Origin of the sequence: Mesorhizobium sp. M0207 (assembly GCF_040321995.1) — a bacterium.
Classification (GTDB): Bacteria; Pseudomonadota; Alphaproteobacteria; order Rhizobiales; family Rhizobiaceae; genus Mesorhizobium.
Genome location: NZ_JAMYSQ010000025.1, coordinates 19212 through 43971, shown reverse-complemented (window position 1 = coordinate 43971; position 24760 = coordinate 19212). Strand labels below are relative to the sequence as shown.

The 24760-nt window shown below is 60.9% G+C and carries 19 protein-coding genes, 1 tRNA gene and 2 pseudogenes; 12 read left to right on the top strand and 10 right to left on the bottom strand.

Going from position 1 to position 24760, the window contains the following annotated elements; all coding sequences use genetic code 11:
- Nucleotides 1–102 precede the first annotated feature (102 nt).
- Nucleotides 103–666 (bottom strand): transcription termination/antitermination protein NusG, encoded by a 564-nt coding sequence (gene nusG, locus NKJ15_RS26245; protein WP_352818511.1) that lies wholly within the window; start codon nucleotides 664–666, stop codon nucleotides 103–105.
- A 501-nt stretch (nucleotides 667–1167) separates the two neighbouring features.
- On the bottom strand, nucleotides 1168–1758 hold the full coding sequence (locus tag NKJ15_RS26240) for a biotin transporter BioY (protein WP_352503745.1): 591 nt from the start codon (nucleotides 1756–1758) through the stop codon (nucleotides 1168–1170).
- Between the two features lie 114 nt (nucleotides 1759–1872).
- Between NKJ15_RS26240 and NKJ15_RS26235 the strand changes: the two genes are divergently transcribed.
- Nucleotides 1873–2781, top strand: a complete 909-nt coding sequence (locus NKJ15_RS26235; RefSeq protein ID WP_352818507.1) for an MBL fold metallo-hydrolase — start codon at nucleotides 1873–1875, stop codon at nucleotides 2779–2781.
- Nucleotides 2782–2794: 13 nt separating this feature from the next.
- Here NKJ15_RS26235 and NKJ15_RS26230 read toward each other — a convergent pair whose 3' ends face one another.
- Together NKJ15_RS26230 and NKJ15_RS26225 are read right to left on the bottom strand one after the other, a co-directional pair.
- Nucleotides 2795–3580 (bottom strand): DUF1499 domain-containing protein, encoded by a 786-nt coding sequence (locus NKJ15_RS26230; protein ID WP_352818504.1) that lies wholly within the window; start codon nucleotides 3578–3580, stop codon nucleotides 2795–2797.
- Between the two features lie 83 nt (nucleotides 3581–3663).
- Nucleotides 3664–5292: a fatty-acid--CoA ligase gene (locus NKJ15_RS26225; RefSeq protein ID WP_352818501.1), complete on the bottom strand. Its 1629-nt coding sequence runs from the start codon at nucleotides 5290–5292 to the stop codon at nucleotides 3664–3666.
- 176 nt (nucleotides 5293–5468) lie between these two features.
- Here NKJ15_RS26225 and NKJ15_RS26220 point away from each other — a divergent pair, with 176 nt between their 5' ends.
- Both NKJ15_RS26220 and NKJ15_RS26215 read left to right on the top strand, forming a co-directional pair.
- Nucleotides 5469–5855, top strand: coding sequence for a hypothetical protein (locus NKJ15_RS26220; protein WP_352503741.1), 387 nt, complete (start codon nucleotides 5469–5471; stop codon nucleotides 5853–5855).
- A 125-nt stretch (nucleotides 5856–5980) separates the two neighbouring features.
- Entirely contained in the window at nucleotides 5981–6370 is a 390-nt protein-coding gene (locus tag NKJ15_RS26215; protein ID WP_352818499.1) for a DUF427 domain-containing protein, read from the top strand.
- Here NKJ15_RS26215 and NKJ15_RS26210 read toward each other — a convergent pair whose 3' ends face one another.
- From NKJ15_RS26210 to ppdK, 3 genes are all read right to left on the bottom strand, one after another.
- The gene (locus NKJ15_RS26210; RefSeq protein WP_352818496.1) at nucleotides 6371–7108 is read right to left on the bottom strand and encodes a polysaccharide deacetylase family protein; all 738 of its coding nucleotides are present in this window, start codon (nucleotides 7106–7108) and stop codon (nucleotides 6371–6373) included.
- Between the two features lie 141 nt (nucleotides 7109–7249).
- Nucleotides 7250–8353, bottom strand: coding sequence for a glycosyltransferase family 9 protein (locus tag NKJ15_RS26205; RefSeq protein ID WP_352818493.1), 1104 nt, complete (start codon nucleotides 8351–8353; stop codon nucleotides 7250–7252).
- 135 nt (nucleotides 8354–8488) lie between these two features.
- Nucleotides 8489–11167: a pyruvate, phosphate dikinase gene (gene ppdK, locus NKJ15_RS26200; RefSeq protein ID WP_352818491.1), complete on the bottom strand. Its 2679-nt coding sequence runs from the start codon at nucleotides 11165–11167 to the stop codon at nucleotides 8489–8491.
- A 186-nt stretch (nucleotides 11168–11353) separates the two neighbouring features.
- Between ppdK and NKJ15_RS26195 the strand changes: the two genes are divergently transcribed.
- The 4 genes from NKJ15_RS26195 (at nucleotide 11354) to NKJ15_RS26180 (ending at nucleotide 15877) form a co-directional block, all read left to right on the top strand.
- Nucleotides 11354–11698: a VOC family protein gene (locus NKJ15_RS26195; RefSeq protein ID WP_352818488.1), complete on the top strand. Its 345-nt coding sequence runs from the start codon at nucleotides 11354–11356 to the stop codon at nucleotides 11696–11698.
- Between the two features lie 122 nt (nucleotides 11699–11820).
- Nucleotides 11821–11895, top strand: a tRNA-Gln gene (locus NKJ15_RS26190).
- A 636-nt stretch (nucleotides 11896–12531) separates the two neighbouring features.
- Nucleotides 12532–14718 (top strand): autotransporter outer membrane beta-barrel domain-containing protein, encoded by a 2187-nt coding sequence (locus NKJ15_RS26185; RefSeq protein ID WP_352818485.1) that lies wholly within the window; start codon nucleotides 12532–12534, stop codon nucleotides 14716–14718.
- Nucleotides 14719–14989: 271 nt separating this feature from the next.
- Nucleotides 14990–15877: a LysR family transcriptional regulator gene (locus tag NKJ15_RS26180; protein ID WP_352818483.1), complete on the top strand. Its 888-nt coding sequence runs from the start codon at nucleotides 14990–14992 to the stop codon at nucleotides 15875–15877.
- Nucleotides 15878–15925: 48 nt separating this feature from the next.
- On the opposite strand, the pseudogene NKJ15_RS26175 reads toward NKJ15_RS26180, so the two are convergent.
- Together NKJ15_RS26175 and NKJ15_RS26170 are read right to left on the bottom strand one after the other, a co-directional pair.
- A pseudogene (locus NKJ15_RS26175) lies at nucleotides 15926–16134 on the bottom strand (DUF2274 domain-containing protein); the annotation flags it as partial.
- Nucleotides 16100–16807 carry a hypothetical protein gene (locus NKJ15_RS26170; RefSeq protein ID WP_352818480.1) on the bottom strand — a complete coding sequence of 236 codons (708 nt, stop codon included), beginning with the start codon at nucleotides 16805–16807 and terminating at the stop codon, nucleotides 16100–16102. The gene NKJ15_RS26170 and the pseudogene NKJ15_RS26175, both read right to left, overlap by 35 nt.
- A gap of 145 nt (nucleotides 16808–16952) precedes the next feature.
- Here NKJ15_RS26170 and NKJ15_RS26165 point away from each other — a divergent pair, with 145 nt between their 5' ends.
- Nucleotides 16953–17117, top strand: coding sequence for a hypothetical protein (locus NKJ15_RS26165; RefSeq protein WP_352542715.1), 165 nt, complete (start codon nucleotides 16953–16955; stop codon nucleotides 17115–17117).
- A gap of 321 nt (nucleotides 17118–17438) precedes the next feature.
- Here NKJ15_RS26165 and NKJ15_RS33055 read toward each other — a convergent pair.
- Nucleotides 17439–18142 (bottom strand): annotated as a pseudogene (locus NKJ15_RS33055) (hypothetical protein).
- A 686-nt stretch (nucleotides 18143–18828) separates the two neighbouring features.
- On the opposite strand from NKJ15_RS33055, the gene NKJ15_RS26150 reads away from it, so the two are divergent.
- The 4 genes from NKJ15_RS26150 to NKJ15_RS26135 all read left to right on the top strand — a co-directional run bounded on the left by NKJ15_RS26150 (nucleotide 18829) and on the right by NKJ15_RS26135 (nucleotide 24658).
- A complete protein-coding gene (locus NKJ15_RS26150; RefSeq protein WP_352818472.1) occupies nucleotides 18829–20016 on the top strand; it encodes a magnesium transporter in 1188 nt (395 codons plus the stop codon).
- A 485-nt stretch (nucleotides 20017–20501) separates the two neighbouring features.
- The gene (locus tag NKJ15_RS26145) at nucleotides 20502–21776 is read left to right on the top strand and encodes a tetratricopeptide repeat protein (protein ID WP_352818470.1); all 1275 of its coding nucleotides are present in this window, start codon (nucleotides 20502–20504) and stop codon (nucleotides 21774–21776) included.
- Nucleotides 21773–22597, top strand: a complete 825-nt coding sequence (locus NKJ15_RS26140; protein ID WP_352818467.1) for a FecR family protein — start codon at nucleotides 21773–21775, stop codon at nucleotides 22595–22597. The genes NKJ15_RS26145 and NKJ15_RS26140 overlap by 4 nt, the downstream gene beginning before the upstream one ends.
- 15 nt (nucleotides 22598–22612) lie before the next feature.
- Nucleotides 22613–24658 (top strand): CHASE2 domain-containing protein, encoded by a 2046-nt coding sequence (locus NKJ15_RS26135; RefSeq protein WP_352818464.1) that lies wholly within the window; start codon nucleotides 22613–22615, stop codon nucleotides 24656–24658.
- Nucleotides 24659–24760 lie beyond the last annotated feature (102 nt).

Genomic DNA, 24760 nt, shown 5'->3' with positions numbered 1-24760 from the left:
AGCGCCTTTTCCCCACCGAACGACGGCTACCGCACTCCCGGGTGAAACCCGAGAGCGCATCCTACAACAATTTACATCACGACGCCGCCTTGATGTTTGCGGCTACGCGATTGCTACGAGATCCCTGGCATCCAAGTCGACAGGGATTTCGCCATTCATGATGGCCACCAGAACCCGGGCTCGTCCAGCTGGATCGAGCCGGTCAAGGCGACCGATCGTTTCCGCGAGAGGGCCCGAAAGGATTCGGACCGAGGCACCGGCTGCGAGGCCTCCACTGAAATCAAGCAGCCCGTCCTCACCGGTCAATGCAATGAAACGCTCTACCAGACCCGAGGGGACCGGCAAAGGCCGGTCGCCTTGTGTGACGAGGGAGCGCACACCGAATGTTCCATTGACCGAGCGCCAACGTTGCAGTCCGAGGTCAAGGGCGATGAACATGTAACCCGGGAAATAGGCCGCCGACCGGGTTTCGAGCCGCCGGGCATGACGCACGGTTTTCTCGCAGCGAGGCACAAAGGGCTCGAATCCCTGGATCCGGAGATGCCGCTCTGCGACATGCTCCTTCCCGGGAAAGACGCTGGCCGCATACCAGCGGGTTGCCGGCGCGGCGGTCGGCCCACGCGACAGGGCTGTTGCCTTGCTCGTTGTTTTTTCCGCGCTACTCACGTGTCTTCCTTCGGCGGTCGGCGGCATGATCTCAGGTCAACGGTCATGATCTCAGGTCAACGGTTACGACAGTGTGTGGATACCAGCAAGCAACCAAGCCACTAAAGTCAAGGCGGTTGGGTTAAGAATTTCCTACACATTGTCCAGAAATTTAGCTGTGCCTAAATAATCACCGAGCCGCTTTCTTTTTCAGCTGGCTGAGATGCTATGTCGAGCAATTTATTTCCATACGTAGGTGCTTGGTTACGCTGGTCGTGACGAATCGCCCGTTGGTTCTGGTACTTAGTCCGTCGACTTGAAGCTAATGTGACGAATGGCGTCGCGCTAGAAGCCAGCCGCCAGCGAGAAAGATCCTGCACGGCCACACCAACTACGGCGAAAAACATTCGACAGGTTATCGCGCAGAACAGGTTGCCATCGAGTCATGGGTCCAGGCAATAGCTTGGTGACAGCGGTGAAACATGCAGATCCGTTTTTGGCTTAAGTTCCGCTCGACCGGCTTCACGAACGCTTCAACAGCGACCAGACAGCCGGCACCAGGCTCGCGGCCAGCGCAACCTTGATCAGATCACCGACGATAAAGGGCACCACCCCGAACTGCCAGGATTTTTCCGGGCCGATCAACAGCGCCAGCCAGGCAAAGCCCATTGCCATCATGACGATCTCGGCCACCAGCATGGCATTGAAGAGCTTGATAGGATGGCGATCCCAGCCACGGTCGGCAGCCCAGCCGACGATCGCCGCCATGACAACGAAGCCGGCAAGATAACCGCCGGTCGAACCGAGCATGTAGGCGATGCCGATGCCCTTTTCCGGCGTGCTCTGGAAGACCGGAAGCCCCAGCGCGCCCTCAGCCATGTAGAGAAGCAGTGTGGCGACGCCAAGGCGCATGCCGAAGGCGGCAGCGATCAGCAAGACGGCGAGCGTCTGCATCGAGATATCGACCGGTCCGAGCATGACCTTGGTCTTGGCAGACAAGATCAACAGCAGCGTTCCGGCGATCGCCAGCAAAAGCTGTCCTGCCAGCCGGGCCGCGCCCTTTTCAGGCAGAGCGAGAGAAATAAGCGGACGCATCGTCGTTGCAATTGCCATGGTCTTCCCCGTTCCGGATTGCCGCCGAACGCGGCCTTGCGTTTTCCTATATTGGCTTCCGTGCTATGCGGCAATCGGTTTTGCCCTCGCCCCAAAAAAGGTCGCGACGTTCGCATGGCGCTGACATTCGACACACGCTTCGAACCGTCCTATGGCAAGGGCGTGATCGTTGCGCCTGGTATTCAACGCGTCACGGCCCCGAACCCAAGCCCGTTCACCTTTCACGGAACCAACAGCTATATCGTCGGGCGCGAGACGCTGGCGGTGATCGATCCGGGTCCTGATGACGAGGCACATCTTCAAACGCTGCTCGAAGCGATCGGGACCAGGCCGGTCAGCCATATCTTCGTCAGCCACACGCATCGCGACCATTCGCCGCTGGCGGCGCGGCTGAAGCAGCACACCGGTGCGGCGGTTCTGGCGGAAGGCCGGCATCGCCCGGCGCGGCCGTTGCGCACCGGCGAGGTCAATCCGCTCGATGCCAGCGCCGACACCGACTTCGTTCCTGACATCGCGCTGCCGGATGATATGATGATCGACGGTGACGGCTGGGTGATCCGGACGGTGCTGACGCCCGGCCATACCGCCAATCACGCGGCCTTCGCGCTGGAGGGAACCGGCATCCTTTTCTCGGCCGATCACGTCATGGCGTGGGCAACCACGATCGTCGCACCGCCGGATGGCGCGATGGCCGAGTACATGACATCGCTCGATCGGCTGATCGAACGTGACGACCGGCTGCTGCTGCCCGGTCATGGTGGGCCGGTGACCGAGCCGCGCAGCTTCATGCGCGGATTGAAAACGCATCGCAAAATGCGCGAACGTGCAATTCTGGAGCGGATCAACAGCGGCGACCGGGCAATCAAGGACATGGTGGAGGCGATCTATCGAGACACCGACCCGCGCCTCCATGGCGCGGCCGGCCTGTCGGTGCTTGCCCATCTGGAAGATCTGGTGGCGCGCGGCCTGGTCCACACCGACGGCGAGCCGGCTATCGACGGCATCTACTCGCCGGCAACCTAGCACACTTCGGATATCATTCCGCCGGCGCCACGCCCACCTGGCCGGCGACTTCCTGGTCGAGTTCGGAAAGGAAATCGGTGATGCGCGCTGCATTGTCGCCAAGGTCGTAGCGGCCGTAACGCGAGGCCGAGCGCATATCGACGATGACCGCATCGCCGTCGTCGGTCACGCGGATGGCAACATCGGCGGGAAGACCAAGCAGCAAGCCCTTGGCCAGCGCATCGACCGTCACGTCGCTTTGCCCTGCTGCATCTGGAAACGGCGCCGTGAGCTGCCAGCCGCGCCGATCGAGCACCGTTTTGACCGCCTCCAGAACGCGATCGAAAGGCAAGGTGTAGCTGCGTCCGGTAACAAGCGGATAAGCTTCGATTTGCAGGCGCTGCTCGCCGGGTGTCGGCGGCAAAAGCTCGTTCATATCCTTTGTCCGGGTGGAAATATCGAGCACCGGTGGGTCGTCCAGATCCGTCGAGATGTCGCGCAGCGGCGGATAGGTGGCCACCCAATAGGCCGCGACGCCGTAAGGGATGAGCACCAGAATCGCCAGCAAGGCGCCGGCGGTCAGGTCATGGCCGCCGCGATCACCGAAATTCCACAATCGCGCAAAGGCAAACCCGGCGAACAGAAGCGCAAACGCAGCCAGCAAGGCGACAATGCCAAGCACCCATAGGAAAGCTTGGGTCTCGACGAAATCATAGCGATGGCCGATGAGAGCGGTCAGCAGCAGGACTGCCGAAAACGCGCCGGTGCGCCGCGACCAGCTGGCAGCCCTCGACGTCTGTCGCTCGGGAATTCCCGTCATTGTTTTCCGCGCTGCCCCAACCCGAACACAGGCATAGTGCCTTTCAGCGCCGGCTTGAAGGCGCAAAGACGCCGCATCTCCGGTCAATCCGTCGGCAGGTGATAATCCCGGAATTGCTGGCGCAAGGTAATCTTCTGGATCTTGCCGGCAGCCGTGTGTGGGATTTCGCCGACAAAGGCGACGTCGTCCGGCATCCACCACTTCGCCACCTTGCCGTCCATGAAAGCGAGAATATCCGTCTTGGTCGGCTCCCTGCCCGGCTTGCGTACGATCACGAGCAAAGGCCGCTCGCCCCATTTGGAATGCGGAATGCCGATGGCGGCGGCCTCCGCCACGTCGGGATGGCCGACAGCGAGGTTCTCGAGCTCGATGGTCGAGATCCATTCGCCGCCCGACTTGATCACGTCCTTGGCGCGATCGGTGATCTGCATGTAGCCGCCGGGGTCGATATGCGCGATATCACCGGTATCGAACCAGCCGTCTTCATCAAACTGTTCGGGTCCGATGCCGCCATAATAGGCGCGCGCGACGGCCGGCCCGCGGACTTTGAGTCGGCCGAAGGTCTTGCCGTCCCATGGCAGCTCGTTATCGTCGTCATCCGTTATCTTCATTTCGATGCCGAACGGCGTAAAGCCCTGCTTCTGCTGGACGGCGAGGCGAGCCTCGCCCTTCAGCCCGACGTAATCCGGCTTCAAGGTGCACAGCGTGCCGAGCGGCGACATCTCGGTCATGCCCCAGGCGTGGACGACCTGGACATCGTAATTGTCCTGGAACTTCGTCGTGATCGCGCGTGGACAGGACGCGCCGCCGATGACGACTTTCTGCAGATAGGGCAGTTTCTTGCCAGTTTCTTCCAGATGCTGGAGGAGCATCATCCACACCGTCGGCACGGCGGCGCTGAAGGTCACCTTCTCGGTGTCGAGCAGCTCGTAGATCGAAGCGCCATCCATCTTGCAGCCGGGCATGACCAGCTTGGCGCCGATCATCGGCGCGCTCTGGGCAAGGCCCCAGGCGTTAGCGTGAAACATCGGCACGACCGGCAATACGGTATCGCGCGACGACAGGCCCATGGCGTCGGGCATCGCTTCGATCATGGCGTGCAGCACGTTCGAACGATGGCTGTAGAGGACGCCTTTCGGATCGCCCGTGGTGCCCGAGGTGTAGCACATACCGGCGGCGGTGTTTTCGTCGAAAGTCTTCCAAGCGAAGTTGCCGTCGGCTTCAGCAAGCCATTCTTCGTACGCAACCACATTGGGCAGCGCAGTCTCCGGCATATGCGCGTTGTCGGTCAGCACGATAACCTGCTTCAGCGACTTGACCGCGTCGGCGATCTTTTCGAGCAGCGGCAGGAAGGTCAGGTCGACGAAGATCGCCTTGTCCCCGGCATTGTTCATGATCCAGGTGATCTGCTCGGGAAAGAGCCGCGGGTTGAGCGTGTGATAGATGGCGCCGACACCCATGATGCCGTACCAGGCCTCGATGTGGCGCGCGGTGTTCCAGGCCAGGGTCGCGATGCGGTCGCCAAGCCCGAAACCGTCACGCTCGAGCCGCTCGGCGACCTTCAGGGCACGATCATGGATTTCGGCATATGTGCTGCGCACGATCGGCCCCTCGATCGAACGCGACACGATCTCGCGGCTACCGTGCTGCCTCTCGGCGTTGTCGATCAGCTTGTGACAAAGCAGCGGCCATTCCTGCATCAGCCCGAGCATTTTGTTCCTCCCGTTATTTTTTGCGCCATTGTGGGACGAACCGGCCGATTGTCCAGCCAGGATCGGGCTGGAGCGGGGCATGGAGCCAATTGAGGCCGAATTCGCCACAATCCGGCCATGCTCGGCGTTAACGTTGATTAACGGCGGGGCGCGATTGGCGAATGAAAGAGGTTCGCATGGACGCGCAGCTCGACGACAAAGCCTTGGAAAATACGCTTGCCGAAAGCCTGGCCGATCTGGTGGCCGCCGATGTGGCGCAGGCCGATCTGGTGCCTGACGCCAAAACCGTTTCCGAAGATGAATTCGTCGAGGTCGTCGGCGGCGCCCTCGAAGCTGTCGGCGGCACGCTCTTGTTCAAGATGTGCGTCGAGAACGAGGGCGAAGCCCAGCACGTCGCCGCCGCATCGGTCGGCGATGGCGGCAATCGCCAGTTCCTGCTGCTCACCTTGCCAACCAACGGTGGTGCTTTGAAGGTCGAGACCACCTCGAAAAGCACCAATCCGGTGGCCGGGATTGCCGCCGCCTATGCCGGGCTGATGGACGCTTTCCAGGCCGCCGCCTGATTTTAGGCGCGATACCGGAGGAAAGCGCAAGACTGCCAGCCGGGGGCGATGCCCGCCGGTCGCTTGCAGGTCTCGCGCAACGCGCTTGCCAGACACATCTTGGGGTAGAGGCAAGGAGATCCGATATGGACCAGATCGCAAATCCGTCACCCGGCTTTCAGCGCAATCCGGACAAGGTGATCACCGTCGAGCCTTACAAGGGCACCGTGACGGTGCGCGCCGGCGATACCGTTATCGCCTCGTCCAGCAAGGTCAAGGTGCTGACCGAACCTCCCTATCCGCCCGTTTTCTACATTCCGTTCGGCGACATCGACTTCAAACAGCTTGGCAAGACCGAACACTCGACCCATTGCCCCTATAAGGGCGATGCCAGCTATTGGAGCGTGCTGCCCGCCGGCGATGCAGGCAAGGATGCGATGTGGGCCTATGAGCGGCCGTTCGACGAGATGGCCGATATCCGCGACCACGGCGCGTTCTATCCGAACAAGGTGACCATCGAGGCCACGCCCGACTGATCAGTCGGTGGTGCCTTCATCGCCGATGCCGTCGGCGTCGTCGAGACGCACGAAGGTGAGGCCCTTGGCCTTCAGCGCCAGAAGTCCCTGCACCACGCCTTCGCCAGCCGCATGGGTCGGCTGGTTGATGTGAGCGATGATGACGTCGCCGTCCTTCGCCGCGGCAATGCGCCGGGCGGTCTCTTTTGCGCCGAGCAATGAGCCGCCATCGCCGTTGATCGAGAATCCGGCGATCTTGAAACCAAGCTTGCGGATCATCGCGATTGCCGATGGGCTGTATTCGGCGGTTGCGCCGCGAAACCATTTCGGCGCCAGTTCGCCGGTCACGGCAAGAGCGGCAGCACCCGATTCGACTTCGGCCAGCACGGCCTCCGGGCTGCCGGCACTGCGAATGCCGTAGATCTTTTGCGGCGTGTCGACGGCCGGGACGTGGCGGCCGCCATGGTTTTCCAATTCAAACAGTTCGGGATGCGCCCTCATGATCTCGACGGCGGCGGCGTTGTGCTTCAGCCAGATGCCGGTGACGAAAATGGTGGCAGGAATCTTGTTTTCCACCAGCGCCGAGAGAATCCGTGTGTCGGTCCTTCCGCCGCACGCATCGAGCGTCAGCGCGACGCGGCCGCCGCCCGCCTCGGCCTTGATGTGCAGCGTCGGTGCGACGAGCAACTGGGCGTTGCCAGGAGAGACAGCCCACAGCGATATCGCAACGGCGCAAAAATACTTTTGGAACAGGCGCATCGATTTATTTCCAGGTCGGCCGGATCAAAGTTGAAGCGGCGACCCCAAGACCGGCATCAAGGCGGAAATCGGGACGGTGCCCCAACAAAAGCGTCGGCAGCGGCAATTTGACCGCCGGCCTGACCTTTGGCAAGCGCGAGGTCACAACGCGTGCTCCACGTCCTTAACCTTATGTGAAAGGATCGCGAGCACCGCGTCGACCACCGCTTTGACCTCAAGTCGCCAGACGCAGCAAGCCTTGCTCGGATCGGGTCGGCGGCACAGGTCCCTGGCTATGCACTCGCAAGGCATGGAGGGCCGCGGCGTAACACTGGCCACGCCGACAGGCCCCCAGACGGCCGGGTCGGTCAGGCCGAACAGGCCGACAACCGGCGTTCCCGCGGCCGCCGCCATCTGCATCGGGCCACTCTCGTTTCCCAGAAACAGGCGTGCCTGGCCGAGGACCGCCAGCAGCGTTGCCAGTGACAGCGCCCCGACCACGTTGACGACCGGCGAAGCGGCCTTAGCGACGATGCGCTCGGCCGATGCCCGTTCATCGGGGCCGCCGACAAGCAGGAAGTCCAACCCGGTCTGCCGCGAGATCTCGTCGATGGCCAGCGCAAAACGTTCCGGCTGCCATTGCCGCCCCCGGAAGCTCGCTCCTGCATGAACGGCTATGAAGGCGTTACGCCGGAGATGATGCCGGTCGAGAAGCGCCAATGCCCTGGCGGTCTCCAGCGGCAGCGGCTCAATCATTGGGACCGGCGCACGCAACTCCACGCCAAGCGCCTCAAGCGGCGAAAGATAGCGGTAGAGATAATGCTGGCCACCAAAGCCAAACGGCTTGGCCAGGACGTTGGCGGGCTGGCGTTCCAGCCAGCGCAACGGTTTTTCGGGAGGATCATATCCGACGCGGGTCTTGGCGTTGACGAGCCTGACGATGATGCGTGAGGTTTTGGAATCGGCCAGGTCGATAGTCAGGTCAAACCGGAACCGGCGCAGAGCGCGCACCGTCGCGTAAAGCTCGCGACCACGCTGCACAGGGGTGCCACGCATCCGTACGCGTCGGAACGCCACCACGTCCGAGGCGATGCCATGAGCCAACACGAAACTGGCAAAGTTCGCCTCGCAAAGGAACACGATCCTGGCCTTTGGATATTGGAGGCGCAGGTTTCTGGCAAGCGCGGAGGCGAGGACAAGATCGCCGATGAATTTCGTCTGGAGGATGAGAATCGAGCGGACGTGCGTGGGCGGGTTCTGCAACATCTGTTTCTGGCACCGGGGCGGGTTCGGGGGCCGGAAACTGGGCAGAAACGATGTCGGGATTTGGAGCCGACAGACGCACGTTCGCGTGAATTCGGTTACAAATCGGTAAGGTCAGATGCCGGTGGACTCCAACTCCTATCCGCGGCCGTTCTTTGCAGCCTGCACCGCCGCTTGCGCAGCGGCCAGCCTGGCAATTGGCACCCGGTATGGCGAGCAAGAGACGTAGTCGAGGCCGACCTTTTCGCAGAAATGGATCGAGGCCGGGTCGCCGCCATGCTCGCCGCAAATACCGAGCTTGATGTCGGGCCGCGTCGCCCTGCCCTTTTCGGCCGCCATCCGCACCAACTCACCGACACCCTCTGTGTCGAGCGACACGAACGGATCCTGCTCGATGATGCCTTTTTGCCGGTAGGTCTCGAGGAACGAGGCCGCGTCGTCGCGCGAGATACCGAACGTGGTCTGGGTCAGATCGTTGGTGCCGAAGGAGAAGAATTCGGCTGCCTCGGCGATGATTTGGGCGCGGATCGCGGCACGCGGCAGTTCGATCATCGTGCCGGTCAGATAGTCGATCCTGACACCGGTCTCCTCCATCACGCTTTTGGCGACCGCATCGATATGTGCCTTGACGAAGTCGAGCTCCTTCGCCAGCCCGACCAGCGGCACCATGATTTCGGGGACCACCAGCGCGCCGGCCTTCCTGCCGGCCTCGATGGCCGCCTCGAAAATGGCGCGCGCCTGCATCTCGGCGATCTCGGGATAAGAGACGGCAAGCCGGCAACCGCGATGGCCGAGCATCGGATTGAACTCGTGCAGCGCCTCGGTGCGCCGCCGGAGCTTGTCCGGCGACACATTCATGGCGGCGGCGACCTCGGCCACCTCCTCCTCGGTCTTGGGCAGGAATTCGTGCAGCGGCGGATCAAGCAGGCGGATCGTCACCGGCAGCCCGGCCATGATCTCGAACAGTTCGAGGAAATCCGAGCGCTGCATCGGCAACAGCTTGGCCAGCGCCGTTCGACGGTCCTTTTCCGTATCGGCCAGGATCATCTCGCGCATGGCAATGATGCGATCGCCGTCGAAGAACATGTGTTCGGTGCGGCAAAGACCGATGCCTTCGGCGCCGAAGGACCGCGCCATGCGAGCGTCCAGCGGCGTCTCGGCATTGGTGCGCACCTTCATGCGGCGCGCGCCGTCGGCCCATTCCATGATGGCGGCGAAATCGCCCGAGAGTTCGGGCTGCAGCATCGGTACCGCGCCTTTCAGCACCTGGCCGTTGCCGCCGTCGATGGTGATGATATCGCCCTTGCGGAACGTCGATCCCATCGCCATCAGCGTGCCGGCCTTGTAGTCGACTCGCAGCGAGCCGGCGCCCGAAACGCAAGGCTTGCCCATGCCGCGCGCCACAACAGCGGCGTGGCTGGTCATGCCGCCGCGCGTCGTCAGGATGCCTTCGGCCGCATGCATGCCATGGATGTCTTCGGGGCTGGTCTCGATGCGCACCAGGATCGCCTTGCGGCCTTGTGTCTTGGCCTCCTCGGCGTCGTTCGAGGAAAACACGATTTCGCCAGTGGCAGCACCTGGGGATGCCGGCAGGCCGACGCCGATGATATCGCGCGCCGCCTTCGGATCGATCGTGGGATGCAGCAACTGGTCGAGCGAGGCCGGATCAATGCGGGCGACGGCCTCCTCCTTCGAGATCAGCCCGTCCCTGGCCATGTCGACAGCAATCTTCAGCGCTGCCTTGGCGGTGCGCTTGCCTGACCTGGTCTGCAGCATCCATAATTTGCCGCGCTCAATGGTGAATTCGAGATCCTGCATGTCGCGGTAATGCTTTTCCAGGCGGTCGGAGATGCTGACGAAAGCCTGGAAGGCGTCAGGCATCAGCTTTTGCAGCGACGGCTTGTCGGAACCGGCGGCAATGCGCGCCGCCTCGGTGATGTTCTGCGGCGTACGGATACCGGCAACGACGTCCTCGCCCTGGGCGTTGACCAGGAACTCGCCGTAGAGCTGCTTTTCGCCGGTCGACGGGTTGCGGGTGAACGCGACGCCGGTGGCCGAGGTGTCGCCCATATTGCCGAAGACCATGGCCTGGACATTGACCGCCGTGCCCCAGCTTTCGGGAATGTCGTGCAGGCGCCGATAGGTGATCGCGCGGTTGTTCATCCAGCTGGAAAACACCGCACCGATGGCGCCCCACAGCTGCTCGCTCGGATCCTGAGGAAACGGCTTGCCGAGCTCCTCCTCGACCTTGGCCTTGTAAAGCGCGATCACGCCTTGCCATTCTATGGCTGTCAGCTCGGTGTCGAGCTCATGGCCGAGGCCGCCCTTCTGGTCCTCGAGGATTTCCTCGAAGACCTCATGGTCGAGGCCCATGACGACATCGGAATACATCTGGATGAAACGGCGGTAGCTGTCATAGGCGAACCGCGCATCGCCTGAATCGGCGGCAAGTGCCTCGACCGTCTCATCGTTGAGGCCGAGATTGAGCACGGTGTCCATCATGCCGGGCATGGAAGCGCGGGCACCGGAGCGCACCGACACCAAAAGCAGTTTCGACGGATCGCCGAAACGGCGCCCGGTCAGCCGACCGACGTGATCGAGGGCGACCGCCACATCCGCTTCCAGCGAGGCCGGATAGGCGTGGCCGTTGGCGTAATAAGCGTTGCAGACCTCGGTGGTGATGGTGAAGCCTGGCGGCACCGGCAGGCCCAGGCTGCACATTTCGGCAAGATTGGCGCCCTTGCCGCCGAGCAGATTGCGGTCGCCGGCACGGCCTTCCGCCGCTCCATCGCCAAAGGTGTAGACCCATTTGGTCATGCTTGCTCCCCGGTTGCAGGAGATTGGAAATACTGACAAATCGAGCGATATGATGCTGCAGTGCGAAAGGCAAGGCATCGACCAAGCCGGCCGGCCTCTACAATCGATTAATGAAAAGCGGCGCCGAAAAGACTTGCTTTTTGGAAAGCTTTGTTTTTGAACGTAACGTGAACAAAAGGCTGAACGATGAGAATGACCGGAAAGCTCGATTATCTGGAAATGCCGGCGACAGGCGGAACGCTGGACAGGGTGAAGGCTTTCTATAGCGCGGTCTTCTCGTGGTCGTTCACCGATTACGGGCCGACCTATTCAGCCTTTGCCGAAGGGCTGGACGGCGGTTTTCAGGCGGATGGCCAAGATGCGCCGGTCAAGCTGCTGCCCGTGCTCTATTCCGAAAGGCTGGAGGAAACATTGACCGCCGTCGAGAATGCCGGCGGCACCACCGTCAAGCCGATCTTTTCATTCCCCGGCGGCAGGCGGTTCCATTTCGTCGATCCGGCCGGCAATGAAATGGCGGTGTGGAGTGAATAGGTCCGATCAAGGTGACGATTGCAAAAACGGCGGGTCGGTCGCGCATAGTCGAGATGTCGGCATTGAGCTTTCTCCCGGCTCGTCCTATAAGGCCGCGCGCACAGCGGGCACGCTCCGGCTGTTGGGGCGTCGCCAAGTGGTAAGGCATCGGTTTTTGGTACCGACATTCCCAGGTTCGAATCCTGGCGCCCCAGCCAGTTCTCCAATTCTGACGATCTCCCGAGTCGTAATCTCAGTTGCAGACACCTTGGTCGCGGACTGGTATCTGCGGTATCTGTCCACAACAAATTGGTGTCTCCGGCAGAGAGCGCGATGTGGCTGGCATCTTAGTTTAATGTCGGCTCAATTGGCCGGCAGTCAAATGCATCTTATAGGGAAAAGCAGTTTTTCTGCCACGGCTTGTCGTTTGATCTTATAGTTTGAGACTTTTATAATCAAAAACATCGGATTTTTTGTCACTTTTCTTCAAATAAGCCAGCGCCTCCAACGTCCCTGTAGGAACCGGCGTAATCATCAAACTCATTTTAATAAGATTAAATTTCTTTTTTAACGATGGCGATCATGTTATCTTTGGGCTGTCTGCAACAAATAGAATGTCCTAGAAATATCAATAAGCATCTATCGGAAAACGGCGTGGGCATCTCTGAAGAGAGATTTGCTTTTTTATTGCACAGTGTCGACTATCCGTAAGTATATTTTCGCCGCAACGTAAGAATCCTGCCGCCGATCAACCATTCTATCAGGGCGTGCAGGTATGTGATTTGGCGCTAATATACACCTTCTAGTAGGCAGACATCCGCGGGGCGCTATCGAATCAAAATGAGGGATTATGGATGGCAACTCTGCACTATGCATCGGGTGGTTCTGCCACCGAAATCGCAACCGCCGGCTTCAATCTGGCTGACGTTCAGTATGTTTCGCTGGTCGACGCATTGCCGGACGGCATGAAAGGCCTGGTCTACCTCAACGAGCATGAGGGCGTAACCGCATCCTTCATCGAGAAAATGACCCCCTTCCTCGGCAATCCGAATGTGTTTGGGTTCTATCTGGTTGACGAGCCCGATCCCACGGGCAGGTGGGGTACCTATGCAACCGCCGAGAACCTGAAGGCGGAATCCGACTGGATCCATGAGCATTTTCCAGGCGCCAAGACCTTCATCACCATGATGAACATGGGATCCCCGACCAATCCGGATTTTACCAACACCTACAATCCGGCCAACACGCATATCGACTATTTTGGAATAGACCCCTATCCGGTGCGCACGGGAACGGACACGGTCGACTACGACATGATCGACCGAGCCGTGGCTGCAGCGGTGAAATCCGGCATCCCGATCAGCAACATCGTTCCGGTCTATCAGGCCTTCGGTGGCGGCAATTGGGAGACTTCCGATGGCGGCAGACAGGTCATGCCCACCGCCGAACAGATGCAAATCATGATCGATCATTGGGCCAAGCTGGTTCCGTCACCTGCCTTCGACTACACCTACAAATGGGGAACGCAGAACGGCGACACCGCATTAGAGAGCTCTCCGGAACTACAAGCCGTTTTCCGGGAGCACAACCTCGCAACGACTGGGACCGAACCGCCTCCCATCGACACAAGCGACACCTTGTATGGCACCAGCGGCGACGATGTGTTTCACGGCGCCGGCGGCCACACGATGATCGGCTATGGCGGCAATGACACCTATTATGTCGATGACATCCGCGACAAGGAGATCGAGGCCGCGGGCGGCGGTACCGACAAAGCATTCGCCTCCGTAAGTCATGCGCTTGCGGCCGGATCGGAGATCGAGCTTCTTGCCACCAGCAATCCGTCCGGCACGACCGCAATCAATCTCAACGGGAATGAATTCGGCCAGACAATTCAGGGCAATGCCGGCGCCAATTATATCAACGGCCTCGGCGGCGCCGACACGATGGCTGGCTATGGCGGCCCCGATACCTACTATGTCGACAATGCCGGCGACAGGGTCTTCGAGGCGATCGGCGGCGGCTCCGACAGAGTGTTCACTTCGGTGAGCCATGCCCTTTCGGCCGGATCGGAAATCGAACTTCTTGCTACCAACCCGTCCGGCACCACGGCAATCAACCTCACCGGCAATGAGTTCGCCCAGAGCATCGGGGGTAACGCCGGCGCCAATGTCATTAATGGCGGCGGTGGCGCCGATACGATGGTCGGTTATGGCGGCAACGACACCTTCTATGTCGATAACGCCGGCGACAAGGTGGTCGAGGCAATCGGCGGCGGCGGTGACAAAGTGCTCGCCTCGGTGAGCCATGCCCTTTCGGCCGGGTCGGAGATCGAGCTCCTCGCCACCGGCAATCCGTCCGGTACGGCGGCCATCAACCTCAATGGCAATGAGTTCGCCCAGACGATCCAGGGCAATGCCGGCGCCAATTTCATCAATGGCGGCGGCGGCGCCGATACGATGGTCGGCTATGGCGGCAATGACACCTACTATGTAGACAATGCCGGCGACAGGGTGGTTGAGGCGGCCGGTGGTGGCACCGACAGGGTGTTCGCCTCGATGAGCCATACCCTTTCAACGGGCTCGCAGATTGAGATTCTCGCCACGAACCCGTCGGGTACGACGGCAATCAATCTCACCGGCAACGAGTTCGCCCAGAACATCGGCGGGAATGCCGGCGCCAATGTCATCAATGGCCGTGGCGGCGCCGACATCTTGGCCGGCTATGGCGGCAACGACACATTCGTGTTCAATACCGCTCTTGGAGCCGGCAATATTGACAGGATCACCGACTTCAACAAGCTCCAGGACAAGATCCAGCTCGACGACGCCGTTTTTGCCGGGCTTAAGTTGGGCGGCCTTTCATCCGATGCTTTCTTTGCTGGCACGGCTGCACATGATAGCTCCGACCATATCATCTACAACAGTTCAACCGGAGCGCTCTCTTTCGACAGCGACGGCATCGGCGGCGCAGCTCAAATACAGTTCGCCACTCTCTCTCCAGGTCTGTCGCTAGCAGCAGGGTCGTTCCTTGTGATCTGAAAGACCCGGAGCGGCGGACCTTCGGCTCGAGACGGTCCGCCACTCTACAGCGAGGTAACCAGTCCGAGTGGCGCTCTCCTCCTGGGCCAGCGCGACGTACCCTCCATAAGGTTCGCCTGAAAAGTGGAATGTATCGTTGTTGTCTCGTGATCTGCTTAAAGGGAGGCCTGGATGGTTCACTCAATGTCAATACTGAGATCTGGGGATAGCCGGCTATGGCCAAAAGCGCTCAAACGTCAGCGATTTGTCGCTGCCTTGACCTTGAGCAAAGATGCGGAGCTCCATTCAACTCAGGACACTCAATTATGCGCTTGTGGTCGCAGAAGAGGGCAGTTTTCTGCGCGCGGCGCGGCGCGCCGGGATCGATCACACTGCGCTCAGCCGGCGCATACGCGATCTCGAGTACGCGGTGGGAACGAGGATATTTCATCGCCATGCTCGAGGCGTTGGGCCAACCCCGGCCGGCGAGCGTTTCCTCGATCGTCTGCGCTCCGTGCTGCTTGAACTGGACAATACTCTCACACTGGCCAGGACCGGCATTAAAGATGAACTACAAAGGCTTTCCGTCGGCTGCAACGGACTCATCCTCGCCGGGCGAGCGCTGGATGCAGTCATCGATTTCGGGAAATGTCATCCAAATGTGACCGTCAGCTTGATCGAAGGCTCTCACCCTGAACCTGGGGCTACCCGGCGCGAGGCGGAGGTCGACGTTACCGTCACTTCCTCCTCCCAATCCACTGGCGGCGCATTCGAACTGAGATTGTGGAAGGACACCCTAGCCGTCGTTCTCGCTTCAAATCATCCTCTGGCAACCCGCCCGGTGATCGAGTGGTCGGAGCTGGGCCAAGAGACGCTGCTCGTGCGTAGGGGCGAAGCATTTCTGCTCGCCGACGCTGTGGGAAATGGCGTGCAGCTTCCCGCAATCGTGGAACATCACGTCAGTGCGGGCATCCTTCTGCGCCTCGTCGGGAACGGTCTGGGAGTCGCTCTGATCCACGACGGAGATGCCAACAATGTTCCTGAAGGTGTCGTCTGCCGCAAGCTGCGGATCGGGGGCAAGCCAATCCAGATCTGCAATTTTGCCCGTTGGCGCCTGGACAACGCCAATCCTGCCCTGCCGATGTTCATCGAGTTCCTGCGTGATCGGTATTCGTCCTGACGACCGTCCGACCACAATGACCCGAAAAGTCATCCCCCGCTTCAGGGCTCGTCGAACTCTGGCAAAGGCTCTGTCCGTTGTCACGAATCGGGTCAGCATCGGCGCTATCAGCTTGCGGAATCGGCGACTATCTGTCCGGCCTCGCGGCCGAGCAATTCAGCATAGGCGACCAAATCGCGATGAACGGCGCCGGGCAGTTCGGCCGTGGTCTTGACCGGACGGTCATCGGGAATGGCGGAGAGTTTCAGCTTGGTCATGACGGATCCTTCGGCGCCACACCCGGTCAGCACCAAAGCCTTCGGCGATGCGCACCAGGTCGCTGAGCGCTGAACGGATTTGTGGCCAGGGGAACTCGGAGCATTCCTCCCATGCCTCGCCTTCGCGCAACACGGCATCGAGCTTGCCGGCCACGCCAGCGAGAGTCGTAGCGTGGGTGGTTGAGAAGGCTCCCAGAAGATCCTTCGCCCGGTCGCCAGCCTCGCGTTCGGCCCTGAGCGCAGCGGTGTAACCTGTCTCTTCGGCCGCCGCATTCCAGCGTGCTTGATGCATTGCGAACTCATTTTCGGCCTTCTCTCGGAGAGCGGCCGTATCCGGCCCGTTGCCGAGCACTTCATTGAGCCCCTCGATCGAGTGGACCGTCACTTGCTCACCTTCGGGCACGCGGAGGGTCACACAAGGAAAGCCGACGGCCTCAACAAGCCTTGTCTCTAAACGCTGCTGCTTGCGGCAAAGCCGCTCGGTCTGTTTGTGGACTCTCTCCCATTCCAGCCAAAGCGCCAGGGCAGGATCAGAACGCACATTCGTGCTGCCGGCGTCGCTTGCGGGCGCGTTGCCTTCGAGCGTCCACGCGGTGGTGGCCACGACTGTTCCCTCAAGCACTCGCCTGCGGGTGACGTAAGGCAGAGTCGTGGTATTGTCGGAATCAGCCATGATCCGAGCTCCATCAGCTTGGGATGTGGTCAGGCGGACTGGAGTGGTGGCGCACTCCGGCCAGCCGCCGCACGTGCGATGCAAGTGCGGTGCACGTGCATATCTATACGCCTTTTGAAACTGAATATCAAGCCGCAGAGCGAAAATGACAAAAAAGCCGTTCACCACCCGCCTTGATCCGCCGGTGTTGGCCTTGGCGCAACAGCTTGCAGAAGCGGAGCGGCGTTCTATCACCTCGGTGATAGAACTCGCATTGATCGAGTACGCGGAACGGCGCGGAATCAAAATAAGTGCGACGGAAAGGGAATAGTCAGAAGCGGGCTGGCGGACGCCGCCAAGGTACTGGGTTGGCGAGCACGCATGCGATCACATGGAGCAGAAATCAGCCGACGGCCCGGCTGGCCACGGGTACGTGACTGGCACGTCTCCGGCCCCTGCCCGCGCTCGACCGCTACGGACCGGCCAACTGGCCGGCGTATCGCAGACCGGCACGCGCACTCTTCTTACAATCTCATCGAAAACAGGATCGACAAAACTCGTCACGGTCGATCTTTCAATGCGGACGACTCGTGCCAACGAGTTCGGCAGCTAACCGACGTTGGCAGCACCAACGCGGCGGATTTCCCGACCCTTATTCCGCCACTCCGCTCTCAGCGCGATGGTTGAGGACGATAAGGTTTTTTTGCCTGCGCCAGGCTGCCGGGCTGCTCATTGTGGTAAGGGGGTCCGACTCTCATGATGAGAACGGTCTCCGGCAAGAAGACCAGCTCGCTGAAGATGTCATCCCACTCGATATCGCCCAAACCGAGGAGTAACTGCAGGTCACCCGGACCTAGCGCTGCATTCTCCTGCGAGAGGTAGGTTCGATGGAGACCCTGTGGGCGCCCGAAGGAACCATGGACATGCAGGTGGCCCGTAACCGGCGCCATGGCCCGCAGCTGCTCACGGAAGTTCAGGCCGCGATGGATCGATTCACTATAAGCGTGACTGAAATCGATGAGCGCCACCAGGTTCAGATGGCTAACCGCCATTGCCGTCTGCGCAACCCCAGGGCCTTGGCAGCATCAATCTGGTAACAGTAGACCGCCGGGTCCGTGAGGTTCGATGAGACGACGCGGTGAACCGTATAGCGGAAATCGAACTTCCTCGTCAGCGCGATAAGCCTCTCGGCTCTCTCGGGGACGACGCGACCACCGACCATGAGGTCGAGGGTCGTCAGTTCCAGTCCGACGGCTTCGACGCACATATCGGCAAAGCTGCGAAAGTCCGCCTCAAGGCTCTCCATCTGCCATTGGAAGAGACTGAGTCAAAACCTGCGGCGATAATCTTGCTCATAAGCATCCCCAATGACGGGCGGCCAGGAATGCCAGGCCGGTCCGGATCGTTGTCAGGTGAGATGGCAATTACAGAACCGATGCCATTCTCGAAACGAGCTTCGTTCACCCCAGGTGCGATCGAGCGGTCTACGCTATTGCCAGTGGGCCTACCTTAACTCGGATCAGACCGCGACGACCTCGAGTCTTACAAAGCAGACTGCCTGCCCCGAACCTGGAAGCTCTCAAGAGCACCTCTCGTTCAGACAGACTTGATACTGAGAGCCCCTTTCTCAAGCTAAACTATTACAGGTTCACGCAAATCACCTTGTCATCGTGGCGAATTCATCAGCCTCCAGAGCTGGAGGAACTGGCGAGATGGGCGGCATGAGGCAAATCAATTCGACCGCCGGAGGCCCCGCCGTTGCAGAGTTTCCGGGTTTGAGTTTCATTGCTGCGGCGTGCTCGCAGATCCCAGGAAAAGACCGGTGAAGTTCGCAACACGTTGAATTCTCGGCGACACGCAAAGGTTACAGCTCGCCTTTATGTACGCCGCAACGGCTCAGATCTGTCTGGGTTCGGTCCACTCGGCGCCCGAGAGGCGAAGATTTCGGGATCGAGGCGCTTGAGCCACTGCGCGCCAGACAGAGCGATCCGATCCGTGTCATACTGTCAGGCAAGACACTAGCAATTTGGGGGCCGCAGCAAATGAAAGAAGAGAACGACGTTCAGAAGTTGGTGCGCACGTTGCGTGCTCGAGCACCTGATGACGCAGCTGAATTGCTGGCCCGAGAATCTCCCGAGTTCATCCGCGACACACTAAAGCTGTTGCCGGACGGGCACGCCCGTAAGGTGGCCGAGCATTTGCCACCGCATATGCGGCCCATCAGGTCTCATGGCGGTGGCAAGGATTTCGCGGTCCCCGACTCGCTCGTCGAGCTAATGGACCCGATTCCCGCCAGCGTTCCTGTCGCGACGACGGTTGCTGCCGCGGTGGAAGCTGTCAGACGCGCCCAGGTGCCGACCGAGCTCACTTATCTCTATGTCACGGACGAGGGCAATAAACTGGTTGGCCTGGTGGTCCTGCGCGATCTGATGCTGAGCGAAGCGGACGCGACGGTTGATCAGATCATGCTGCCCAGGCCGTTCGCCCTTAATGTCGGTCTGTCTTTGAGCGACGCCTGCAAGGCAGCAGTACGCCGTCAGTACCCTGTCTATCCGGTGGTGGACGCGGAGAACCGGCTGCTCGGGCAGGTTCGCGGCTGGCGCTTGTTCGAGCAGCAAATCATCGAGATTTCCGCCCAGTCTGGCCAGATGGTGGGTGTCCAGAAGGAAGAGCGTTCTTTTACGCCGCTGTTTTCAGCCTTCTTGAAGCGTCATCCGTGGCTGCAGCTGAACCTGCTGACGGCCTTCATGGCCGCTTTCGTGGTCAGTTCATTCACAGGCACGATCGAGAAGATCGTCGCCCTGGCGGCGTTCCTCCCGGTCTTGGCCGGGCAGAGCGGAAACACCGGCTGCCAGGCACTCGCTATGACGCTGCGTGGCCTTGCCCTGGGGGATGTGGACAAACGACCGAAGCTGCACCTGGTGATGAGGGAGGGCGCGCTCGGGATCGCCAACGGCGTGCTCGTCGGTCTTGTGGCGGCTGCGGCGATGTGGTTCTACGCCTCGCGGCAACCGGAGTCGGCGGCCCAGGCGCCCATGCTGGCACTTGTGATCCTGCTTGCCATGTCCGGATCGTGTCTCATGTCCGGAATCTCCGGCGTGCTGATCCCGCTGGGCCTGCGCCGGGTCGGCGCCGATCCGGCCGTCGCTTCGGCGATCTTCCTCACCACCGTGACCGATATTGTAGGCATGGGCCTGATGCTGGGGCTGGCCACCATGCTCGTACTGTAGCAAGACGCGTCCGGTGACGCGTCCCTGGGAGTCGGGGGCGATAAGCTGACCTCGTCGCGTTCAACGAAACAGCAAGAGCCAGGCCGCATCGCGCACGTGTTGTGAGTAGCACCTTCCGGCAGCTCTCCGACCCCTTACGCAACGCGACGGAAGACCTTTGGATGAGCCGTGGGTGACCTTGAAGCCTCATTCGGTGACCAGAACGCGCAGAATCGCGCAAACAATATTAATCTTGTCGGCTGCGCGATCCGCCACTGATGATGATTTGAGTTAGTTGCCACTGGTGCCGAATACTTCAATTATGTACAGCAACGCTGAGAAGATGTTTTGACAACCAGCGCAGCCGAAACACGAATAAACCGATAGTTTGTTGCGCCGCTGCAACAGCTGCTGAGACTCGCATGGTCTGGTGACAGTTCAGTCGCCTTTTTCTTTGAGTCGTGCTAAATCCTTCGCACTAGTCGGGTTTGGGGTGGGTTCTCGGCATGCAATCTTCGTTTCGAACGATCTTCGGCTTCGCCGCAGCGCTGCTTTGTACCGGCGTATTGCCGGCCGGCGCACAAGGTCTTTTTACGGGCTATGATGATGCGTTTTCGGCCCGCATCGCCAGTCCGGCCGACAACGGAACGCTCGCCCAGTTCGTCACGGTTGCCGTCAACGCGGGACAATACGATCAGGCGATCTCTTCAATCGAGCAGTATCTGATCAAATATCCCCGCGATGCGCGCGCCCGACTGGCGGCCAGCCGATTGTACTATCATGTCGGCTCCTATGAATTGGCCCGGCGGCAGGTGCAGTACGGCATCGAAGTCGGCGGTCTGAGCGCAAGTGAGCAGCAGGAAGCCGTTCGCCTGCTCGCCCGCATCGAGCGCGCGTTGCGTGGCGTCACCTGGGAACTCGCCCTGACCGGCGGCGTGTTCAGCGCATTTACCGATTTTGAGCCAGGCGGGGCGCAGGACGACGACAGCTTCGTCTCGCCCTACGGCCGGGCGGAAGGTTTTGTCCGGTGGGACCTCGGCACGCCAAGCGCCGACGCTCTCGTCCTTTCAGGCTCATTGACCGCGACACAGCGCTTTTTCACGGAAGACCTGTCGGTTCCGGGCAGCGAGAAGACTTTCATCCACGGCAACGCCGCGATCACCTGGGACAAGGGGCTGCCGAACAGTGGGATCGATTCGCTGCGCCTGCTGCTTTCGGCGTTCACAGTTACGGATCGTTTCGACAGCGATATCCACGAGACCGGCATCGGCGTCAGTGGGCGCTTTCTTGTGCGCCCGACGGTCGAAACGACGCTTTTCGCAGGCGGCGGCTACATCGATCTAAGCGCCTCGCAAGGCATTTTCGCCGATAGCAGGGTTTTCTATGAGGCGGGCGGCAGCTACCGCTTCCGCAATGGCCAGGCGCTCGGACTGCGGCTGGTCGGCTCGAATGACTTCGCCTCCGGATCTGGCGAAATCGGCCACAGCTACACGGGCGAGGTCCGCTATGGCGGCCTGTTGATGAACGTACCGGATCTTTTCGCATGGTCGCACCAGATCGCCTTTTCGGCCGGCCACAGCAACACTCCCGATCTGTCCGTCGGCATCGGCACAAATATCAAAAGCGACTTCTGGCGCATTGCCTCGGAAAGCGATTTTCAGCTGACGGAGGCGCAGAAGATCAGCGTCGATCTCGCCTATCGCCAAACCAACTTCGACATCGCCAACGGCGACCGAAAATCGTTCGAAATGCTCATGAGCTACACGTTGACGCTCAATTGAAAGAGGCCGCGATGAGGACCCCGTACCGTCAGATCGCCATTTTTGTCGCCTGCCTTGCCTTTGCGGCACCTTCCGCCGCTGAGACGGTCGGGTCGATGACGGCCTACCAGACCAACATCGTCCGCAACAACGGCGGGACAATGAACGTGGGGGCCGGCGTCGAACTCGGCGACCAGCTGCGCAGCAATCCCACCGGTCTTGGAATGCTGGTGTTCCGGGACGAATCGAGCGCCAAGATTGGTCCGAACACCAGCCTGACGATCGATGAATTCGTCTACAATCCGGGCTCCGGATCGGGAAAGATCGACATCGGGATGAACAGCGGCCTGGCCCGGTTCTATGGCGGCCAGGTTTCGAAAGGCGGCGTCATGCAGGTTGCGACGCCGCATATGGTGCTCGGAGCCAGAGGCGGCATCATCGAAGTGCTGGTGGCAGCCGGCCAGACCGTGGGCATTTTGCGCGCCGGCCGCATGACCTGCACGATCAATGGCAAACGGCTGGTCATCACAAACCCAGGCTACGCCTGCACATCGGAAGATGGCAAGCTGCTGACCGGCTACGGCGGAATCGACACCTTCCCGATATTGGACAGCATCGACCGGATTGCCGGCACCGGCCTGCCAGGCGAACCGGGTCCGGGACTGGATGTAAGCGCGCTTTGTGCGTCGGCACTCGGGGGCTCGCTCAAAATCTGCGACTCCACCGACGGCGCATTGCCAGGAGTGGTCATGGAGTTCCCCGACACCCCAACGCCACCCGTGGGCGGCGGCGTGAATAAGGGCGAGTGTGAGGGTGAGGGTTGCTGCAACTACTGCGAATAGGGCTGGCCGCACGACATGAGCCTCTTGGTCGGTTGGCGCTGGGCTGATTGGCGGCAAGCAGGCAGGCGCAAAGTATCCGGCCTTGTGGTCGTGCTCCTGCTGCTCGCTTGCCATTTGGCTTTTGACGGGCCGTTGTCGCGCCTGCGCGAACGCACGTACGACTTCTACCAGTTCCTCGCCCCACGCGAGGCGACGAGCAATCCTGTCGTGATCGTCTCGATAGACGACGCCAGCCTCAAGGCACATGGGCGATGGCCCTGGAACCGAGGCCTCTTGGCCGATCTGGTCGATGGCATCACCAAATCCGGTGCCGCGGTCATCGGGCTTGCGCTGGTCCTGCCCGAGGCCGACACCTCGCCTGAGGGCATCGCCGGAGACAAGCGCCTGGCAGCGGCACTGGCCAAAAATCGAACGGCGCTTGCTGTCAGCCTGGGCAACGAGGCGACGGTTTCAGAAGCAGGGCCCAAAGCCGGCTGGTCGATCGTCGGACAGGTACCCGACACACTTCCCGGCTTCGCCGGCCTGACCGGCTCGCTTGGCGAATTCTCGAACGCCGCCGCGGGCCTCGGCGTAATTCGCACCTTGCCCGATCCCGACGGCGTACTGCGCCATGTGCCGCTGCTGTGGCTTCGCAATACCGCTCAAGGCGTGCAGCTGTGGCCGTCCTTCGCGCTCGAGCTTCTGCGCCTTTACGCCGGGCAGGACGGCTACATAGCCCGGATGAAGGCCGCCGGGTTCGACGCACTCAGGATGGCCGGCGCCATCGTGCCGCTCGAGCCGGAGGGGAGCATCCGCCTCTGGGAAACCGCCACCGATACGCCGCGTATATCTGCCAGCACTATCCTTTCGGGCGGCAGTGATCCGCGGCTGCGGGACGCCATCGCCATTGTCGATCTGTCGGCCGTGGGACTGACGCAGTACCTGCCCACCCCGACACGTCCAGCGCGACCAGGCGCGGACATCCACGCCGATGCAATCGCCCAGCTGCTTGCCGGGCAGTACCTAACAGAGCCGCCGCATGCGCGCACGGTGGAGCGGCTCTGGTTTGTCCTCAGTGCCGTCATTTTCATCGGACTTTCCGGAGTGCTCGCCGGGCGTGTCGTGCTTGGTGCCTTGGCTCTCGTGCTGCTTGCCGTCACGCCGTTCGTGTTCGGCGCTCTCGAATACAGCCTGCAGGGCGCACTCTATGACCCGCTGCAGCCGGCGCTTGCGACGATCCTGGTAGCCGGCTTCGAAGGCTATGTTCTCTACAGGCGCAGCGAGCAGCGCCGGTCCACCCTGGCACGGCAGTTCTCCCAGTATCTGTCGCCTTCCGTGGTGCAGCGCCTCGCAAGCTCAGACACCGAAGCGATCCTGTCCGGCGAGAAGCGCGAGATCACGATCCTGCTCAGCGACATACGCGGCTTCACGACGATGAGCGAACAACTCGACACCCAAGAAATCGCAAAGGTGGTCAACCACTTCCTCGGCATTGCGACCGATGAGATCCTCAAGCGCGACGGCACCATCGACAAATTCATGGGCGACGCGGTGCTCGCTTTCTGGAACGCGCCGCTTGATCAGCCGGACCATCGCGAGCGCGCGCTCGACGCGGGCCTTGCCCTGATCGAACGGGTGAAGCGTGAAGACGCCGCCTTCAGCGCGGACGGCCACCCCTCCATCGCAATCGGCGTCGCCATCGAGACGGGTATTTGCTCGGTAGGCAATTTCGGCTCCGAACGGCGTTTCGATTACACCGCGATCGGCTCTCCGGTGAACCGCACGGCTCGGCTCGAGTCGACGACCAAGAAGCTGGGCATCCCCCTGGTGCTTGGTCCCGGCTTTGCGGCAGGAGCGCCGATGCCGGTCGTCCAGGCGGGCGCCTTTGAACTCCAGGGTTTCAAGGGCGAGGTGTCGGTTTTCACCGTTCCGGAGATGCAAGCTGCTCACCAAGGTATGAGCCGCGAAGTAGAGAGCCAACGTGGTGAGCAATCTGGCGCCCCTGCCGTGGTGGTTGGTTCGCCGCCATCCGTGCAAATGGCACCGCCTGATCTTGCACCCCGAACCCGAAGCACACGCTGACCGGATCCAGCGGATCGCGGGTGCCGATCTGCTTTGTGAACTAATACTGCTGGGGAGGCCTAGGTGTCATCAAACGGCCCTTTAATTACGGGTGGCTGTCAA

Excerpts from the sequence above, each read along its gene's own strand:
- NKJ15_RS26240 (WP_352503745.1), bottom strand. The coding sequence starts at position 1,758 with ATGGCAATTGCAACGACGATGCGTCCGCTTATTTCTCTCGCTCTGCCT.
- NKJ15_RS26235 (WP_352818507.1), top strand. The coding sequence starts at position 1,873 with ATGGCGCTGACATTCGACACACGCTTCGAACCGTCCTATGGCAAGGGC.
- NKJ15_RS26230 (WP_352818504.1), bottom strand. The coding sequence starts at position 3,580 with ATGACGGGAATTCCCGAGCGACAGACGTCGAGGGCTGCCAGCTGGTCG.
- NKJ15_RS26225 (WP_352818501.1), bottom strand. The coding sequence starts at position 5,292 with ATGCTCGGGCTGATGCAGGAATGGCCGCTGCTTTGTCACAAGCTGATC.
- NKJ15_RS26220 (WP_352503741.1), top strand. The coding sequence starts at position 5,469 with ATGGACGCGCAGCTCGACGACAAAGCCTTGGAAAATACGCTTGCCGAA.
- NKJ15_RS26215 (WP_352818499.1), top strand. The coding sequence starts at position 5,981 with ATGGACCAGATCGCAAATCCGTCACCCGGCTTTCAGCGCAATCCGGAC.
- NKJ15_RS26210 (WP_352818496.1), bottom strand. The coding sequence starts at position 7,108 with ATGCGCCTGTTCCAAAAGTATTTTTGCGCCGTTGCGATATCGCTGTGG.
- NKJ15_RS26205 (WP_352818493.1), bottom strand. The coding sequence starts at position 8,353 with ATGTTGCAGAACCCGCCCACGCACGTCCGCTCGATTCTCATCCTCCAG.
- ppdK (WP_352818491.1), bottom strand. The coding sequence starts at position 11,167 with ATGACCAAATGGGTCTACACCTTTGGCGATGGAGCGGCGGAAGGCCGT.
- NKJ15_RS26195 (WP_352818488.1), top strand. The coding sequence starts at position 11,354 with ATGAGAATGACCGGAAAGCTCGATTATCTGGAAATGCCGGCGACAGGC.
- NKJ15_RS26185 (WP_352818485.1), top strand. The coding sequence starts at position 12,532 with ATGGCAACTCTGCACTATGCATCGGGTGGTTCTGCCACCGAAATCGCA.
- NKJ15_RS26180 (WP_352818483.1), top strand. The coding sequence starts at position 14,990 with ATGCGGAGCTCCATTCAACTCAGGACACTCAATTATGCGCTTGTGGTC.
- NKJ15_RS26170 (WP_352818480.1), bottom strand. The coding sequence starts at position 16,807 with ATGGCTGATTCCGACAATACCACGACTCTGCCTTACGTCACCCGCAGG.
- NKJ15_RS26165 (WP_352542715.1), top strand. The coding sequence starts at position 16,953 with ATGACAAAAAAGCCGTTCACCACCCGCCTTGATCCGCCGGTGTTGGCC.
- NKJ15_RS26150 (WP_352818472.1), top strand. The coding sequence starts at position 18,829 with ATGAAAGAAGAGAACGACGTTCAGAAGTTGGTGCGCACGTTGCGTGCT.
- NKJ15_RS26145 (WP_352818470.1), top strand. The coding sequence starts at position 20,502 with ATGCAATCTTCGTTTCGAACGATCTTCGGCTTCGCCGCAGCGCTGCTT.
- NKJ15_RS26135 (WP_352818464.1), top strand. The coding sequence starts at position 22,613 with ATGAGCCTCTTGGTCGGTTGGCGCTGGGCTGATTGGCGGCAAGCAGGC.